The organism is Rathayibacter tanaceti, from assembly GCF_009834165.1.
In the GTDB taxonomy this organism is placed as follows: domain Bacteria; phylum Actinomycetota; class Actinomycetes; order Actinomycetales; family Microbacteriaceae; genus Rathayibacter; species Rathayibacter tanaceti.
Genome location: NZ_CP047186.1, coordinates 774,569 through 790,562 on the forward strand (window position 1 = coordinate 774,569; position 15,994 = coordinate 790,562).

A 15,994-nucleotide genomic window follows, 5' to 3' on the forward strand; every position below is an offset into this window, starting at 1 on the left:
CACTCCCGAACTCCCCACGACCGCCTCCCCCGCCCCGCCCGCACGTCGGGCCGACGCCGGGAGCGGCCCCGGGACACCTCCTTCCGAAAGGCGACATTCCATGGCCGTGACGGTCTACACCAAGCCCTCCTGCGTCCAGTGCACCGCGACCTATCGTGCCCTCGACGGCAAGGGCATCGACTACGAGGTCTTCGACCTCTCGGTCGACGAGAAGGCCCTCGAGGCCGTGAAGGCCCTCGGCTACCTCCAGGCCCCGGTCGTCATCACGGACGACGATCACTGGTCGGGCTTCCGCCCCGACAAGATCGCGACCCTCTGAGGCGTCTGCGCGGCGATCTGCGGCGTTGTCGTCAGGCGCCGTAGCGCCGCTACGGCTTCTTCCTCCGCCTTGCAGCTCGCCACGCAGACGCCCCAGAGGTGGCCGGGAGCAGGCAGACGGCGGAGGAGAGGGGTGGTGGGATGAGCGAGCTCGTGTACTTCTCTAGCAGTTCGGGGAACACGCACCGGTTCATCGAGAAGCTCGGTCGGCCGGCGCAGCGCATCCCGCTCCATGCCCGGCGCGACGGAGCAGCGCTCGACACCCTCCACGTCGATGAGCCCTACGTTCTCGTGCTCCCCACCTACGGCGGTGGCAACGACGGGGGAGCGGTCCCCAAGCAGGTCATCCGGTTCCTCAACCAGCCCCGCAACCGCTCCCTGCTCCGCGGCGTCATCGGCGCTGGCAACACGAACTTCGGCGAGGCCTATTGTCTCGCCGGCGACATCATCGCGACGAAGTGCGCCGTGCCGCACCTCTACCGCTTCGAAGTATTCGGAACACCCGACGACGTCACCGCCGTCGACCAAGGATTGGACACGTTTTGGACGCAGCAGTGATCGACGCTCCCCGCGACGCCGCTCAGATGGACTACCACTCGCTCAACGCGATGCTGAACCTCTACGGCCCGAACGGAGAGATCCAGTTCGACAAGGACCGCGAGGCCGCTCGCGAGTTCTTCCTGCAGCACGTCAACCAGAACACCGTGTTCTTCCACACGCTCAGGGAGCGCCTCGACTACCTCGTCGAGAAGGAGTACTACGAGCAGGCCGTGCTCGACCAGTACTCGTTCGAGTTCATCCAGCAGCTCAACGACCTCGCCTACTCGAAGAAGTTCCGCTTCGCGACCTTCCTCGGCGCCTTCAAGTACTACACCTCATACACGCTGAAGACGTTCGACGGGAAGCGCTACCTCGAGCGCTTCGAGGACCGCGTCGTGATGACCGCCCTCGGCCTGGCCCAGGGCGACGAGAAGCTCGCCACCGCTCTGGTGGAGGAGATCGTCGCGGGCCGGTTCCAGCCCGCGACCCCCACCTTCCTCAACACCGGCAAGGCCCAGCGCGGAGAGCTCGTCTCGTGCTTCCTGCTGCGCATCGAGGACAACATGGAGTCGATCGCCCGCGGCATCAACTCCGCCCTCCAGCTCTCCAAGCGCGGCGGGGGAGTCGCCCTCTCGCTCTCCAACATCCGCGAGGCCGGCGCCCCGATCAAGCAGATCGAGAACCAGTCCTCGGGCATCATCCCCGTGATGAAGCTCCTCGAGGACAGCTTCAGCTACGCCAACCAGCTCGGTGCGCGCCAGGGAGCGGGAGCGGTGTACCTCTCGGCGCACCACCCCGACATCCTCCGCTTCCTCGACACCAAGCGCGAGAACGCCGACGAGAAGATCCGCATCAAGACGCTCTCCCTCGGCGTCGTCGTGCCCGACATCACGTTCGAGCTCGCGAAGAACAACGAGGACATGTACCTCTTCTCGCCCTACGACGTCGAGCGCGTCTACGGCATCCCCTTCGGCGACCTGTCGATCTCGGAGAAGTACCGCGAGATGGTCGACGACCCGCGCATCAAGAAGACCAAGATCTCGGCACGCGAGTTCTTCCAGACCATCGCCGAGATCCAGTTCGAGTCCGGCTACCCCTACATCGTGTTCGAAGACACGGTGAACCAGGCGAACCCGATCAAGGGTCGGATCAACATGTCCAACCTCTGCTCCGAGATCCTCCAGGTCAACACTCCGACGACCTACAACGAGGACCTCTCCTACGCGCAGATCGGCAAGGACATCTCCTGCAACCTCGGCTCGCTGAACATCGCGCTGACGATGGACTCACCCGACTTCGGTCGCACCATCGAGACCGCGATCCGCGGCCTCACCTCGGTGTCCGACCAGTCGCACATCACCTCGGTCCGCTCGATCGAGGACGGCAACGACAAGTCGCACGCCATCGGCCTCGGCCAGATGAACCTGCACGGCTACCTCGCCCGCGAGCGCATCCACTACGGATCCGAGGAGGGCATCGACTTCACCAACATCTACTTCTACTCGGTGCTGTTCCACGCCCTGCGCGCCTCCAACAACCTCTCGATCGAGCGCGGCACCACCTTCGAGGGCTTCGCCGACTCGAAGTACGCCTCGGGCGAGTTCTTCGACACCTACACCGAGAAGGAGTGGGCTCCCGCCACCGAGCGCGTCGCCCGCCTCTTCGAGGGCGCCGGCATCGCCGTCCCCAGCCAGGACGACTGGCGCGCGCTCAAGGCCTCGGTCATGGAGCACGGCATCTACAACCAGAACCTGCAGGCCGTCCCGCCGACCGGCTCGATCTCGTACATCAACAACTCGACGTCGTCGATCCACCCGATCGCGTCGAAGATCGAGATCCGCAAGGAGGGCAAGCTCGGCCGCGTCTACTACCCGGCGCCGTTCATGACGAACGACAACCTGGAGTACTACCAGGACGCGTACGAGATCGGCTACGAGAAGATCATCGACACCTACGCCGCGGCGACGCAGCACGTCGACCAGGGACTCTCGCTGACGCTGTTCTTCAAGGACACCGCGACCACGCGCGACATCAACCGCGCGCAGATCTACGCCTGGCGCAAGGGCATCAAGACGATCTACTACATCCGCATCCGCCAGATGGCACTCGAGGGCACCGAGCTCGACCAGTGCGTCTCGTGCATGCTGTAGAGCCCGCAACGTCACCCACCCGCTCGACCCATCCGCAGCAGCGAGAAGGAATCATGACTCCCCCCGAGAAGCTCAAGCTCGTCGACTCCGTCCAGGCCATCAACTGGAACCGGATCCAGGACGACAAGGACGTCGAGGTGTGGAACCGCCTCACGAGCAACTTCTGGCTGCCCGAGAAGGTCCCGCTCTCCAACGACATCCAGTCGTGGAACACGCTGACCCACGAGGAGCAGCAGCTCACCATGCGCGTGTTCACGGGGCTCACCCTGCTCGACACCGTGCAGGGCACGGTCGGCGCGGTCTCGCTCATCCCGGACGCCATCACTCCGCACGAGGAGGCCGTCTACACGAACATCGCGTTCATGGAGTCGGTGCACGCCAAGTCGTACTCCTCGGTGTTCTCGACGCTCTCGAACACGCAGGACATCGACGAGGCCTTCCGCTGGTCCGTCGAGAACCCGAACCTGCAGAAGAAGGCGTCCATCGTGATGGACTACTACCGCGGCGACGACCCCCTGAAGCGGAAGGTCGCCTCCACGCTGCTGGAGTCGTTCCTCTTCTACTCGGGCTTCTACCTGCCGATGTACTGGTCCTCCCGGGCCAAGCTCACCAACACCGCGGATCTGGTGCGCCTCATCATCCGCGACGAGGCCGTGCACGGCTACTACATCGGCTACAAGTTCCAGAAGGGGCTCGAGCGCGTCGACCAGGCCAAGCGCGACGAGATCAAGGACTACACGTTCTCGCTGCTCTACGAGCTCTACGACAACGAGGCCCAGTACACGCAGGACCTTTACGACCAGCTCGGCCTGACCGAGGACGTCAAGAAGTTCCTGCACTACAACGCCAACAAGGCGCTGATGAACCTCGGCTACGAGCCGATGTTCCCCAAGCAGGTCACCGACGTGAACCCCGCGATCCTGTCGGCCCTCTCGCCCAACGCCGACGAGAACCACGACTTCTTCTCGGGCTCCGGCTCCTCCTACGTGATCGGCAAGGCCGTGAACACCGAGGACGAGGACTGGGACTTCTAGGATCTCAACCGCTTCGAAAGGCCCCTCCACCCCGGGTGCGAGGGGCCTTTCGCAACTGTAGGGCGATCACTCGCGCATGAGTGCCGACCTGATCGTCGCGAGCAGCCGCGGGGCGTGCCCGGTAACGGTGGCCCAGAGGCGGTCGCTGTCGAGGGCGCCGTAGTTGTGTGCGGCGATGTTCCTGGTCGCGCGGAGGCCTGCCACGTCGGACGAGGGAAGCGTCGCCACGACCTCGTGCGGCAGGTCGCGATGCACGAGGTCGGCGAGGTTGATCAGCGCGAGGGCGGCGACGTCGCGGCTGTCCGACTCCGCGGTGAGGAACGCCTCCCGGCCGTCGCGGACGGCTCGCGCCAAGCGGGAAGCGAGGCGATCGACCTCGGCGATGAGGCGTCGCGTCTTCTCGCCGTCGTCGTCGCTGCGTCTCGGACGGGCGGAGAAGCCGTTCACAGCGGTACCGCCTCCCGACGGATCGCACGGATGATCTCGTCATCGGAGTCGTCGACGACGACGTCAACCGGGAAGCCGAGTAGTTCCTCGGCCCGCCCGCGGAACGCCGCGAGGCCGAAGTAGTCGACCGCGACGTCGGCTGTCACGAGCAGATCGACGTCGCTGCGCTCGTGATCGGTACCACGGACCGTCGAACCGAACACTCGGACATCGTGCAGCCCGTACTCGCGGGCGAGTTCGCGCACGTGATCGGCGAGGAGCTCCAGAGCCACAGACGGCCGTAGGCGCGCCGCCCGCAGGATGCGGTCGAGCAGGTCGGGACCCGCTCGACGCGCGCCGGTCTCGATCGCGGCGAGGTTGGACTGTTGAAGGCCCGCTGCCCGGGCCAGGGCTCCCTGCGACAGTCCGATGTCCTCGCGAGCGCGACGAACCACTGCTGCGGGGTTGAGGGAGTCGGTCTGCACGCGCCGATGATATCAAGGTGATATCACTGGAGGTCAGTCGAGCGGCAGCCGCATGACGACGCGCGGGAACCCGGCCAGCACGGACGTCGTGTCGGCCGCCCACGAGAAACCGGCCCGCTCGAACAGCCCGCGGGTGCCGACGTAGGCCATCGTCTGCTCGACCTTCGCGCCTCCGTTGTCGACCGGGTAGCCCTCGATCGCCGGGGCGCCGTGGGCGCGCGCGACGTCGACGGCGCCGGCGAGCAGGGCGTGCGAGATACCGCGCCTACGGAAGCCGGGCCGGACGCGGATGCACCAGACGCTCCAGACGTCCAGGTCATCGACGTGCGGGATCCGCCGGTTCTTCGCGTAGCTCGTGTCGGCCCGGGGGTGCACGGCCGCCCAGCCGGCCACGTCGTCACCGTCGTAGGCGAGCACGCCGGGAGGCGGGTCCTCGGTGACGAGTTCACGCATCCGCTCGCCGCGGGCCGGCCCCCGGAGTGCGTTGTTCTCGGTCGACGAGAGCAGGCGGTAGCTGAGGCACCAGCACGAGTTGGCGTCGGGGCGCTTCGGGCCGTTCATCGTCGCCAGGTCGTCGAAGTCGGTGGCGGGCCGCACCTCGATCGTCATGCGGGCAGCCTTCCACCGACCTGTCTGCGCGGCAAGGTCCTCACAACCAAGGCTGAGAGGGAGTGAAGCCTCGGAATTCGCCGGATCTCATCTCTCAGCCTTCGTTATGAGGACTGTGTGGCGGTGACCGCCGTCGCTGGTCGACGACACCGCCCGAGTGACCACTCCGCCGCATGAATCGCACCCGCACCCGCTGGTGGACGGGGCACAGGCGCCCCGCCTACCGTGGACGAGGTATCCAACGAAGGAGCACTCCTGTGAAGCACGTCACTCTCGGCACCTCCGGTGTCCACGCCCCGAACGTCGTCCTCGGCCTCATGCGCATCCCCGAGATGAGCGACGAGGCGATCCGCAGCCTCGTCGGCGCCGCGCGCGACTCCGGCATCGACTTCTTCGACCACGCCGATGTCTACGGTGGCGAACTGCACCGCTGCGAGGAGCGCTTCGCCGAGGCGATGGCGCTCACCTCGTCCGAGCGCGAGCAGGTCGTCCTGCAGACCAAGGCGGGCATCGTCCCCGACGGCCCCTACTTCGACTTCTCGTACGAGCACCTGATCGCGTCGGTCGAGGGCTCGCTGACGGCACTGCGCACCGACTACATCGACGTGCTCCTCCTGCACCGGCCCGACGCCCTCGTCGAGCCGGACGAGGTCGCCCGCGCCTTCGACGAGCTGCACGCGGCCGGCAAGGTGAAGCACTTCGGAGTCTCGAACCAGACGCCGTACCAGATCGAGCTGTTGAAGAAGTCGCTGAACCAGCCGATCGTGGCCAACCAGCTGCAGCTCTCGATTACGCACGCGCCGCTGATCGCGCAGGGAGTCGCGTCCAACATGGTCGGCGAGGACCAGTCGGTGATGCGCGACGCCGGCATCCTCGACTACTGCCGCCTGAACGACATCACCGTGCAGGCGTGGTCGCCGTTCCAGGCCGGCTTCTTCACCGGCGTCTTCCTCGGCAACCCGGCCTACCCCGGGTTGAACGCTGTGATCGACCGGCTCGCAGTGCAGTACGACGTCCCCGCGATCGCCGTGGCCACCGCCTGGATCACCCGCCACCCGGCGGGTATGCAGGTCGTGCTCGGCACCACGAACGAGCAGCGCGTGCGCGACGCGGCCCTCGGCTCCGACCTGCCGCTGACCCGGCCGGAGTGGTATGAGCTGTTCCGCGCGGCCGGCTACCTCGTCCCCTAGAAGCTCCCACCCCGGAGGAATGCGCGTCGGCGCAGAGAGGCACGGACCCCGGGTCCGTGCCTCTTCCCTTTCTCGCGAGATGCCACTTCGGTACACCCGCGGCGGCGTGTCGCGTACCCAAGTGGCATCTCGCGGGGGAGGGGCGGGAATAGGAGACGCACCCCGGCGTTGAACTTGAGCGTAACCGACTCAACTTCCTCAGGAGGACTGGTGCCCGACAATTTCAACGAGGCCGGAGCGAGCTCGTTCGACGACTTCCTCGCCCGCTACCTCGACGGTGAGCGCGCCCGCGCGGCGCGGTCGATCGACCTCAGCCGTTTCCTCACCGCCCGTACCCAGAGCATCCTGCAGTCCGCAGGGCGTTTCGCCCTCGAGCGCGGTCAGACCGAACTCGACGCCCTGCATGTGTTGCGGGTCCTCGTCGACGACGAGGCCGTCTCGCAGGCCGTGCACCGCATCGGCGTCGACCCGGGCGCCATCGCGACCGCCACGGAGGCGCGCCTCCCGCAGGCCGCCGAGACGCACGCCTCGCCGAATGCGGCGACCATCACCCCCAGCGCTCAGCGCGCGCTGTTCCACGCCTACCAGGTCGCCCGTTCCAGCGGCTCGACCTACATCGACCCCGAGCACCTCTTCTTCGCGCTCGTGCTCGGCCAGGACGCCCCCGCCGGGCAGGTCCTCGCCCGCGCCGGTGTCACCGCCGAAGCCCTCACCCAGGGCATCCGCGAGGCCGAGGCCCCGCAGCAGCAGGAGGCGGGACAGCCCGCCTCCGAGACCCCGATGCTCGACAGGTTCGGCACCGATCTCACCGCGCTCGCGCGCGAGGGCCGGCTCGACCCGGTGATCGGGCGCGCCGACGAGATCGAGCAGACCGTCGAGATCCTCAGCCGTCGCACCAAGAACAACCCCGTGCTGGTCGGCGAGGCCGGAGTCGGCAAGACCGCGATCGTCGAAGGCCTGGCCCGCGCGATCGTGGCGGAGGAGGTCCCCGAGCAGCTGCGCGGCAAGCGCGTGGTCTCGCTCGACCTGCCCGGCATGCTGGCCGGCACCCGCTACCGCGGCGACTTCGAGGAGCGCCTGACCGGCACCATGGACGAGATCGCGGCGCACGCCGGCGAGCTGATCGTCTTCATCGACGAGGTCCACACCGTCGTCGGTGCGGGCGGAGGCGGCGAGGGCGGCATGGATGCGGGCAACATCCTCAAGCCCCGGCTGGCCCGCGGCGAGCTGCACCTCGTCGGCGCGACCACGCTCAAGGAGTACCGGACCATCGAGAAGGACCCGGCCCTCGAACGCCGCTTCCAGCCGGTGCGCGTCGGCGAGCCCGGCATCGAGGACGCGGTCGCGATCCTGCACGGCCTCCGCCCCGCCTACGAGGAGCACCACCGCGTGCACTTCACGGACGCGGCCCTGCGTGCCTCCGTCGAGCTCTCGGCCCGGTACCTCACCGACCGCGTGCTGCCGGACAAGGCGATCGACCTGATCGACCAGGCGGGCGCGCGCCTGCGGCTGAAGCTGGGTGCGGGCGTCGACGCCGGAGCGCTGCTCGAACGCCTCGCGACGCTGGAGGCCGACAAGAACGCGGCTGTCTCGGCCGAGCACTACGAGGAGGCCTCGCGCATCCGCGACGAGATCTCCCTCGTGCAGACCGAGCTCGAGGCGGCGACCGGCAGCAGTGCCCCCGCGGAGGCGGTCGTCGGCGAGACCGAGATCGCGGCCGTCGTCGCCAGGGCCACCGGCATCCCGGTGTCGCGGCTGACGGAGGGGGAGCGAGAGCGCCTCGCGCACCTCGAGTCGGAACTGCACCAGCGGGTCATCGGCCAGGAGGATGCCGTCACCGCCGTCGCTCGCGCCGTCCGCCGCAGCCGCACCGGCCTCGGCGACGCCTCCCGGCCCGTCGGCTCATTCCTGTTCCTCGGCCCCACCGGTGTGGGCAAGACCGAACTCGCGCGCACTCTCGCAGGCTCGCTCTTCGCCGACGAGCAGGCGATGATCCGCTTCGACATGAGCGAGTTCGGCGAGCGGCACACCGTCTCGCGTCTGGTCGGCGCCCCTCCCGGGTACGTCGGCTACGACGAGGCCGGGCAGCTGACCGAGCGCGTGCGCCGGAACCCCTACTCGGTGATCCTCTTCGACGAGATCGAGAAGGCGCACCCGGACGTGTTCACTCTGCTGCTCCAGGTGCTCGACGACGGCCGCCTCACCGACGGCCAGGGCCGCACGGTCGACTTCCGCAACACGGTCGTCATCATGACCTCGAATCTGGGCTCGGAGTTCCTGGCCTCGCGGTCGGGTGCGCTCGGCTTCGTCGCCCAGAGCGACGCGTCGGCCGAGGGCTTCGCCTCGGAGAAGGACCTGCGCGATCGCGTGATGGGCCGGCTCCGTGAGGCGATGCGTCCGGAGTTCCTCAACCGGATCGACGAGATCGTGCTGTTCCGTCGCCTCGGTCGCGAGCAGCTGCGCGAGATCGTCGGCATCGTCCTCGACGCCACGCGTACCCGCCTCGCCCCCCGCGAGGTCACCCTCGACGTCACGGAGGCGGCCGTCGACTGGCTCGCCGAGAACGGCTACGAGCCGCAGTACGGTGCCCGGCCGCTCCGCCGGCTCGTGCAGCGCTCGATCGACGACCGGATCGCCGACCTCGTCGTCAGCGGCGAGGTCGCCGACGGAGGAGCCGTGCGGGTCGACGCCGTCGGCGGCGAACTGCTGGTGACGTCGGCCGCCCCGCTCCCGCTCGCGGCGTAGCCCCCTCCGGCTCCCGGCTCCCCTCCCTGCGCGATCCCGCCGACGACGCTCCTCCCCGGAGTGCGTCGAAGCGGCCTCTCGCTGAGGGGAGCCGGGGGTTTCGGCGTGCGGGCGGGTTGCCACCGCGACCCGGGCGGGATAGACACGAGGCACGAGAACCGGAGGCCCGATGTCGAACCCGCGCTACTACGACCCGGTGGGCAAGGCGGTGCGGGCGCTGCTCGTGCTGAGTCTCGTCTGCTTCGGGTTGGCCGTCGGGATGTTCGCTCTGGACATCGTGATGCCCGGCACCATGACCGACGAGCGCCGACCCTACGCCGAGGCGAGCGGGGCGCTCGCCTCGTTCGGGGTCCTCGCACTCATCGTCTACTTCGCGACGGTCGCGATCGTCGGGGCCATCCGCGGCAGGGGCCAGTAGTCGAGAGCCACGAGGCCGGCTCCGGCACGCGGGGCAGGCGCACCAGACCGGACCGCCCAGGAACGCGTCCGGCTCGAACGAGCCGGACGCGTTCTCGCGATCCGAGGATCAGGGGCACTTCTTGGCGGCGATCGACACCCTGAGCGTGGCATCGGGAGCGACGGAGGAGCCGCCAGCCGGCTCCTGGGCCGTCACCTGTCCGGCGTCGGGAGCCCGCGGGTCCTCCGCGCACGAGAGCGCGATCTTCGTGAAGCCCGCCGAACCGAGGGCGTTCTTCGCGGCGTCGAGACCCTGACCGGTCACCGTCGGGACGGTCTTCTGGTTGCCGGAGCTGGTGAACACGGTGATCGTTGTACCGGGCGCAGCGGAGCCGGACGGCTCGACGCGGGTGACGGTGCCGGCCGGAGAGTCTCCCGCCTCGGCGCCGCCCTGTGCGAAGCCGAACCCCGCCGCGTCCAGCTTCCCCTTGGCGTCCGCGATGCTGAGACCCCTCAGGTCCGGAATGGTCGTCTTGGGCACGACCTGCAGCGAATCGTCGGCCTGGGGGAATGCCTCCCCGCCGTACTTCGCGTTCGCCACCTGCATGTAGGGCTTCCAGATGCGGTGCCGAGCGGTCGCGACGTCGCCGGACGGGAACGAGACCTGCCGCTGGTTGACGTGTCCCTTCACGTTGACGATGCCGACCACGGTCGCGACCTTGGTGCTGGCGCCGCTCATCCACGTAGCGATCGCGTCATCGGTCGTGCCGGTCTTGCCGATCAGCGGGGTGCCGTCGCCGGTGGCGCTCTTCGAGGTGGTGCCGCCGTCGAACGTCGACTGGAGGGCGACCGCTGCCGTCGCGGCGACGTTGCGGTCGATGGCCTGCCGGCAGTCCGCTCCGGGGACGGGCAGTGATGCGTCGCTGGAGTCCACGATCTTGTCGATCGCGATCGGATCGCAGACGGTGCCGCCCGCGGCGATGCCGGCGAAGGCCGTCGCCATGCTGAGCGGAGCGATCTCCTCGGTCCCGAGGACCGCCGAGCCGTTCTCGCCGAGCTCCGCGCCGTTCGCGCGGTGCACGCCGAACGACTCCGCCGTGCCCTTGATCTCGCAGAGGTCGAGCTTCTTCGCCATCGCAACGAATCCGGTGTTCTCGGACTGCTTGGTGCTGTACGCCGCGGTCCAGCTCCCACCGTTCCCGCCCTCGTCGTTCTTCGGCGACCAGCCGGCCTGCGACCAGGTTCCGCCCGCGGTGCAGCTGTCCTTGAAGGTGCCCCAGTCGGAGCGGACCCTCGCGTCCACGGTCTCGTTGAGGCTGTGCCCCTCCTTGAGCCACTCCATCAGGGTGAAGATCTTGTACGTCGATCCGGGTTGGAAGCCGGACGAGCCGCCGTAGTCCAGGTCGGTGTTGTAGTTGATGCCCGTCGCCGTCGGGTCGGACTTCTGCACGTCCGGGTCCTGCGAGTACGTCTTGTTCTGGGCCATCGACAGCACGCGTCCGGAGCCGGGCTGGACGCTGACGACGACGCCTCCGACGTCGAAGTTCGCCATGGTGCGCGGCACCTGCGCGTCGAGGTTCTTCTGCGCCGCGTTCTGCAGGCCGACGTCGAGAGTCGTGTACACGTCGAGGCCGCCCCGGCGGAAGCTGCTCCAGCGGGTGTCCTCGTCGGCGCCGAAGATCTCGTTGTTCTTGAGCACGTTGGTGACGTAGTCGCAGAAGAAGCCGGCGTTGCCCGCGGTCGAGCAGCCGGTGCTGGGCTGGGTGATCCGCGGCTCGATCGGAGTCGCGACAGAGGCGTCGTGGTCCTCCTGCGAGATCTTCCCCTCCTCGAGCATCTTGCCGATGATGTAGTCGCGGCGCTCCTTGTTGCGGGCGTAGCCGTTCGCGGCACCGTTGTCGGGGTCGTCCGGCTGGTCGATGCGCAGAGCGGACGGGTTGTTGACGATCGCCACGAGGCTCGCCGCCTGGGCGATGGTGAGGTTCGCCGCGCTGGTGCCGTAGTAGTAGTTCGCGGCGGTCTCGATGCCGTAGGTGGTGCCTCCGAAGAACGCGATGTTCAGGTAGCCCTGGAGGATCTGGTCTTTCGTGTACTCCTTCTCGATGCCGATCGCGAACTTCATCTCGCGGAGCTTGCGCTCGGGGGAGGTGCGGGTGGCCGCTTCGATGGCGGCGGCCCGCTCGTTCTCGTCCGAGATGTTGCGCACGGCCTTCTCGACCAGCACGTTCTTGACGTACTGCTGCGTGATCGAGGAGCCGCCCTGCACGTCGTTGCCGAGCACGTAGGTCTGCGCGACGGCGCGGAGCGTGCCGGGGAGGTCGACTCCGCCGTGGTCGTAGAAGCGCGGGTCCTCACCCGAGACGGCAGCGTCCTTGGCCGATTGCGCGATCTGGTCGAGCGGCACCTCGACGCGGTTCTCGACGTAGAAGGAGGCGAGCAGCTGCGGTGATCCGTCGGAGCCGGTCGCGAAGATGTTGCTCTTCTCGGACAGCTTGTCCACCTCGAGGTACTCGGGGAGCCCATCGAATACGCCGATGGACTGGTTCGCGGCGACGCCCGCGAGGGCCACTGCGGGGGTCACGGTGGCGGTCACGAGGAGCCCGGCCACGACGCTCATGCCCAGGAAGCCCACGATCGCCTTGACCACGCCACCGGTGGTCCTTCTGTCGGACGCCAAACCTTCTCCTTCGGGATTCCCCCGGGACGCTGCGACGGCCGGAGCCGCCGCCCTGCGCGCATTCTGCGCCAGGTCAACGTCGACAGACTAACCCGAGTCCCCCTGAAGGCGAAGGCCCGGCCAGGGTCCTGAAAGGCACCTGATGGCCCTCCGATCATCGCGGTTCTCCTCAGGTGTCGGCAGGGATAGCCCTCCTGCGGACCCGGGCTCGAGCGAGGCGACCGCCGACGACCGGCGTCCGGAACGTCCCGACGTGGGCCCGTCCGGAGCCTCCGCTGCCTCCGCTCGACCGTCGTATCGGCTCCGCCGACAGGCCGGCTCTCGTCCGCGCTCGGTGTCCTCACCGTCACCGGCATCCCGCCCGCCAACCTGGTGGTGGCCGCGATCGTGATGGCCTCCGTCTCCCCGGCGGCACGGAGGAAGGGCGGGCTCACGAGCGTCCGGCGGCGGACCTTCTCGTCGCTGAACCGCGGAGGGGAGGTGCGGTCTGCGTCCCGTCCCGTCGAGCGCTCCCCGTCGTCCTCCGGCCACCCTCTCGTCACGCCGATGTCGCCTGCGCGCCGTAGCGTCCGGGGCATGACCGGACTCCCTCTTCTCGCCACCGACGTCGTGCAGCTGCGCTGGGCGCGGCCCGAGGTGCTCGACTCCTCTCGGCACCGGATGCTCCGCCTGCTGACCCTCACCGAGCGCCTCCGCTACGAGGCCACCGGGCGGCGCGAGGCGCGCGACAGTTTCCTCCTGGGCCGGGTCCTGGTGCGCGAGCTCGCGGCCGAGACGCTGGGCCTCGACCCGCTCGAGATCTCGGTGGACGCGCGCTGTGAGCGGTGCGCCGGGCCGCACGGTCGGCCCGTGCTCGGGGGCGAGCACCCGGCGCTCGAGCGGATGCGGATCAGCATCGCCCACTGCGACGGAGCGGTGGTGGCGGCGCTGGCGACCGGCCGTGATGTGGGGATCGACGCGATGCGCGCCCGCACTGTCCGCGACCGTGTCGCGTCCGGGGCGACGACGGCCGAGCGGGTGCTCTCTGCCCTGCGCGTCCAGGCGGTCGCGAAGGCCGACGGGCGCGGCACCTCGAGCGTCGAGCCGGTGCGGTTCCGCACGCGCGGGGGCGCGACGGAGGCGTGGATCGAGGGGTCCGGCCGGTACTTCGCGGTCTCGGAGCCGGCGGTGCACTCGGCGCTCGTCGTGGCGGTGGCCGTCGCGGAGGCGTGAGGTCCGGCCGCGGGAGGCGGAGCAGCCCGCCCCTCCTCCGGCGGCCGGGCATGCTCGTCAGGCGCGTCGTGAGCGCGGGCGACGCGTTCGACCCCGCGGCGACACCGGCGCGCGAGGTCGAGCCGTACGCCGAGGTGATCGCCACGTCGATCGGTGTCGAGAAGGTCCACGTCGACCGCGGAGTGGTGACGGTCCCGTCGCAGGCGTTCGAGGCGGGGAACGTCGCCCACTTCGACTGGCTGAACGACGCCGAGTCGGCGGCGCCCTTCACCCGGCGGACGTTGTTCGGGGGAGCGGTGCCCCAGATCTGCACCTCGGAGATCGACTGTCACGTGGTCGCCGCGTTGGTCAGGCGGAGGCGGAGCCCCGTGCTGTCGGGGAGGGAGGAGAGGTCCATGACCGCGGTGGGAGCCGCTCCGTTCCGGCGACGAGGCGCCGATCGTCGTCGGCGTCTCGCGGATCAGCGGCGGAGCCGAGCGGCGGACACCACCGGCCGCGGGCGGCCGAGAGTGAACCAGGCGAGGGACCCGAGGAACGGAGCGACCACGACGGCGACAACCCAGGCGAGCGTCCGGAGGGGATCGAGGGTCGATCCGACGATCCGGGTCAGGGCGAGGATCGCAAAGGCGACGTACGCGGCGCCGACCACGGCCACGAGGAGGCTGGTCGCCAGGGAGGATCCATCCATCCCTGCACCCTATGTCGCCTCCCGGCAGCTCGCATCCCTCCGCCGGCCGCGAACGCGAGGAGCGGCGATCGAGTCCGGGGGTTCGTGTCAGTGGAGATCCACGTCGTGCCTCTCGGGCTCGCCCGCGGCGTGCGGCACGCCTCCGATCACCGCGGCGCGCGCAGCTCTGCGAGCGGCCCGCCGTGCAGCGGAGCCGTCTCCCACCGGGTCGTGAAGCTGCCGTTCTCGGGCGAGAGGGTCACGTGCAGTCGGTGCGGCGTCTCGAGGAACACCAGGTCCACCCGCACCGTGCCGTCCTCCGCCGTGCCGCCGCTCGCCGCCAGCGCTCCCGCCGTCGTCCACGATCCCGAGCCCGGCGTCACCACCAGGGTGTCGCCGCCGTCGAGGAGGGAGAGCGTCCAGCCGTCGGCGTCCGCCGACACCTCGGCGGCCGCGAGTTGCGACCCGGCGTCGGCCGGCGTGTAGGTCCCAGCGGCCGGGCGGGCTCCGTCGAGCGCGGGCAGGGCGAGCCCGAAGAGCCGTTCGGTGAGCCGCGCGTCCGCGGTCGCCGACGATCCCCGACCCACCGCGGGCAGCAGGTGCTCCCACACCAGTGCCAGGAGCGCCTTCGTGTCGGTGGTCTGGCCGGTCAGGGCCACGACCAGCTGCCGCTCCGGCACGATCAGGCTGAACTGCCCGTAGGCGCCGTCGGCGCGGTACCCGTGCTGGGAGCGCCAGAACTGGAAGCCGTAGCCCGCCTGCCAGTCGGAGTCGCCCTCGGCGGCGGTCGACACGTGCGCGCGCGAGGCCTCGCGCACCCACTCCGATGACAGAAGCTGCCGGTCGCCCCAGCGGCCCTCCTGCGCGTAGAGCTGCCCCAGCGCGGCGGCCGCCTCGGTGGTGGCGTGCAGGCCGCTGTAGCCGAGTTCCCGGTCGGAGGCGTCGCGCTGCCAGGCGACCTCGCCGATGCCGAGCGGATCGAGCAGGCGCGGGCGGAGGTAATCGGTCAGCGACTGTCCGCTCACGCGCTGCACGATCGCGGCGGCCGCGAAGGTGCAGGGCTGGTTGTAGGCGAAGACGCTGCCCGGCTCCTGCTCCGGCGGGAGGAGGAGGAAGCCGCGGACGAGGTCGACGGCGTCCAGAGCCTCGGCGCGGTCGATGGTCTCGGCGGAGTGGCCGCTGGCCATCGCGAGGACGTCCCGGACGCGGACGGCGCGGGAGCGCGCATCCGTCACCTCGGCGTCGAGCTCGGGGAAGAAGGAGAGGACGGTGGCGTCCAGGTCGACCAACCCCTCGGCGACCGCGAGGCCCACGGCGGTCGAGGCGAAGCTCTTGCTCAGCGAGTAGAAGAGGTGCAGGCGCTCGGCGGTGTACGGCGCCCACCAGCCCTCGGCGACGACGTCGCCGCCCTGCACCACCATCAGACCGTGCAGCTCGACACCGGGAGCGCCCTCGACCGCGTCGAGGAAGGCGAGGACGCCCTCGGCATCGAAGGAGCGGGCGGACGGGGTGCTTCTCGGCAGTGAGCGCGTCATCCCACGATGC

General features: G+C 69.4%; 14 protein-coding genes. 8 read left to right on the top strand and 6 right to left on the bottom strand.

The genetic code is table 11. The annotated features are described in order from the left end of the window. The first annotated feature begins 100 nt into the window (after positions 1–100). From nrdH to nrdF, 4 genes are all read left to right on the top strand, one after another. Entirely contained in the window at positions 101–319 is a 219-nt protein-coding gene (gene nrdH / locus GSU10_RS03735; protein WP_068211864.1) for a glutaredoxin-like protein NrdH, read from the top strand. Positions 320–459: 140 nt separating this feature from the next. Continuing rightward, the gene (gene nrdI, locus GSU10_RS03740; protein WP_068211863.1) at positions 460–876 is read left to right on the top strand and encodes a class Ib ribonucleoside-diphosphate reductase assembly flavoprotein NrdI; all 417 of its coding nucleotides are present in this window, start codon (positions 460–462) and stop codon (positions 874–876) included. Between the two features lie 26 nt (positions 877–902). After that, positions 903–3,008 (top strand): class 1b ribonucleoside-diphosphate reductase subunit alpha, encoded by a 2,106-nt coding sequence (gene nrdE, locus GSU10_RS03745; RefSeq protein ID WP_068211866.1) that lies wholly within the window; start codon positions 903–905, stop codon positions 3,006–3,008. Positions 3,009–3,061: 53 nt separating this feature from the next. Continuing rightward, a complete protein-coding gene (nrdF, locus tag GSU10_RS03750) occupies positions 3,062–4,042 on the top strand; it encodes a class 1b ribonucleoside-diphosphate reductase subunit beta (protein ID WP_068211862.1) in 981 nt (326 codons plus the stop codon). Positions 4,043–4,108: 66 nt separating this feature from the next. Here nrdF and GSU10_RS03755 read toward each other — a convergent pair whose 3' ends face one another. From GSU10_RS03755 to GSU10_RS03765, 3 genes are read right to left on the bottom strand one after another with little or no spacing between them, the layout of a single operon-like run. After that, on the bottom strand, positions 4,109–4,489 hold the full coding sequence (locus tag GSU10_RS03755; protein ID WP_068211860.1) for a HepT-like ribonuclease domain-containing protein: 381 nt from the start codon (positions 4,487–4,489) through the stop codon (positions 4,109–4,111). Then, on the bottom strand, positions 4,486–4,953 hold the full coding sequence (locus tag GSU10_RS03760; protein WP_068211857.1) for an XRE family transcriptional regulator: 468 nt from the start codon (positions 4,951–4,953) through the stop codon (positions 4,486–4,488). Before GSU10_RS03760 ends, GSU10_RS03755 begins: the two co-directional genes overlap by 4 nt. Before the next feature lie 33 nt (positions 4,954–4,986). Beyond that, positions 4,987–5,562 (bottom strand): GNAT family N-acetyltransferase, encoded by a 576-nt coding sequence (locus GSU10_RS03765; RefSeq protein WP_068211855.1) that lies wholly within the window; start codon positions 5,560–5,562, stop codon positions 4,987–4,989. A gap of 317 nt (positions 5,563–5,879) precedes the next feature. Between GSU10_RS03765 and GSU10_RS03770 the strand changes: the two genes are divergently transcribed. From GSU10_RS03770 to GSU10_RS03780, 3 genes are all read left to right on the top strand, one after another. Continuing rightward, on the top strand, positions 5,880–6,752 hold the full coding sequence (locus GSU10_RS03770) for an aldo/keto reductase (protein WP_425280549.1): 873 nt from the start codon (positions 5,880–5,882) through the stop codon (positions 6,750–6,752). Positions 6,753–6,962: 210 nt separating this feature from the next. After that, complete coding sequence (locus tag GSU10_RS03775) at positions 6,963–9,497, top strand: ATP-dependent Clp protease ATP-binding subunit (protein WP_132504454.1); 2,535 nt, start codon at positions 6,963–6,965, stop codon at positions 9,495–9,497. A gap of 169 nt (positions 9,498–9,666) precedes the next feature. Next, complete coding sequence (locus GSU10_RS03780) at positions 9,667–9,915, top strand: hypothetical protein (RefSeq protein ID WP_068211851.1); 249 nt, start codon at positions 9,667–9,669, stop codon at positions 9,913–9,915. A gap of 108 nt (positions 9,916–10,023) precedes the next feature. On the opposite strand, the gene GSU10_RS03785 is transcribed toward GSU10_RS03780, so the two are convergent. Continuing rightward, the gene (locus GSU10_RS03785) at positions 10,024–12,570 is read right to left on the bottom strand and encodes a transglycosylase domain-containing protein (RefSeq protein WP_241972889.1); all 2,547 of its coding nucleotides are present in this window, start codon (positions 12,568–12,570) and stop codon (positions 10,024–10,026) included. A gap of 576 nt (positions 12,571–13,146) precedes the next feature. On the opposite strand from GSU10_RS03785, the gene GSU10_RS03790 reads away from it, so the two are divergent. Beyond that, entirely contained in the window at positions 13,147–13,782 is a 636-nt protein-coding gene (locus tag GSU10_RS03790) for a 4'-phosphopantetheinyl transferase family protein (RefSeq protein ID WP_068211846.1), read from the top strand. Between the two features lie 460 nt (positions 13,783–14,242). On the opposite strand, the gene GSU10_RS03795 is transcribed toward GSU10_RS03790, so the two are convergent. Together GSU10_RS03795 and GSU10_RS03800 are read right to left on the bottom strand one after the other, a co-directional pair. Further along, a complete protein-coding gene (locus tag GSU10_RS03795) occupies positions 14,243–14,470 on the bottom strand; it encodes a PLDc N-terminal domain-containing protein (RefSeq protein WP_068212238.1) in 228 nt (75 codons plus the stop codon). A 146-nt stretch (positions 14,471–14,616) separates the two neighbouring features. Beyond that, a complete protein-coding gene (locus tag GSU10_RS03800) occupies positions 14,617–15,984 on the bottom strand; it encodes a serine hydrolase domain-containing protein (protein WP_132504456.1) in 1,368 nt (455 codons plus the stop codon). Between the last annotated feature and the right edge of the window lie 10 nt (positions 15,985–15,994).

Excerpts from the sequence above, each read along its gene's own strand:
- GSU10_RS03765 (WP_068211855.1), bottom strand. The coding sequence starts at position 5,562 with ATGACGATCGAGGTGCGGCCCGCCACCGACTTCGACGACCTGGCGACG.
- GSU10_RS03790 (WP_068211846.1), top strand. The coding sequence starts at position 13,147 with ATGACCGGACTCCCTCTTCTCGCCACCGACGTCGTGCAGCTGCGCTGG.
- GSU10_RS03795 (WP_068212238.1), bottom strand. The coding sequence starts at position 14,470 with ATGGATGGATCCTCCCTGGCGACCAGCCTCCTCGTGGCCGTGGTCGGC.
- nrdE (WP_068211866.1), top strand. The coding sequence starts at position 903 with ATGGACTACCACTCGCTCAACGCGATGCTGAACCTCTACGGCCCGAAC.
- GSU10_RS03770 (WP_425280549.1), top strand. The coding sequence starts at position 5,880 with ATGCGCATCCCCGAGATGAGCGACGAGGCGATCCGCAGCCTCGTCGGC.
- nrdF (WP_068211862.1), top strand. The coding sequence starts at position 3,062 with ATGACTCCCCCCGAGAAGCTCAAGCTCGTCGACTCCGTCCAGGCCATC.
- nrdI (WP_068211863.1), top strand. The coding sequence starts at position 460 with ATGAGCGAGCTCGTGTACTTCTCTAGCAGTTCGGGGAACACGCACCGG.
- nrdH (WP_068211864.1), top strand. The coding sequence starts at position 101 with ATGGCCGTGACGGTCTACACCAAGCCCTCCTGCGTCCAGTGCACCGCG.
- GSU10_RS03780 (WP_068211851.1), top strand. The coding sequence starts at position 9,667 with ATGTCGAACCCGCGCTACTACGACCCGGTGGGCAAGGCGGTGCGGGCG.
- GSU10_RS03800 (WP_132504456.1), bottom strand. The coding sequence starts at position 15,984 with ATGACGCGCTCACTGCCGAGAAGCACCCCGTCCGCCCGCTCCTTCGAT.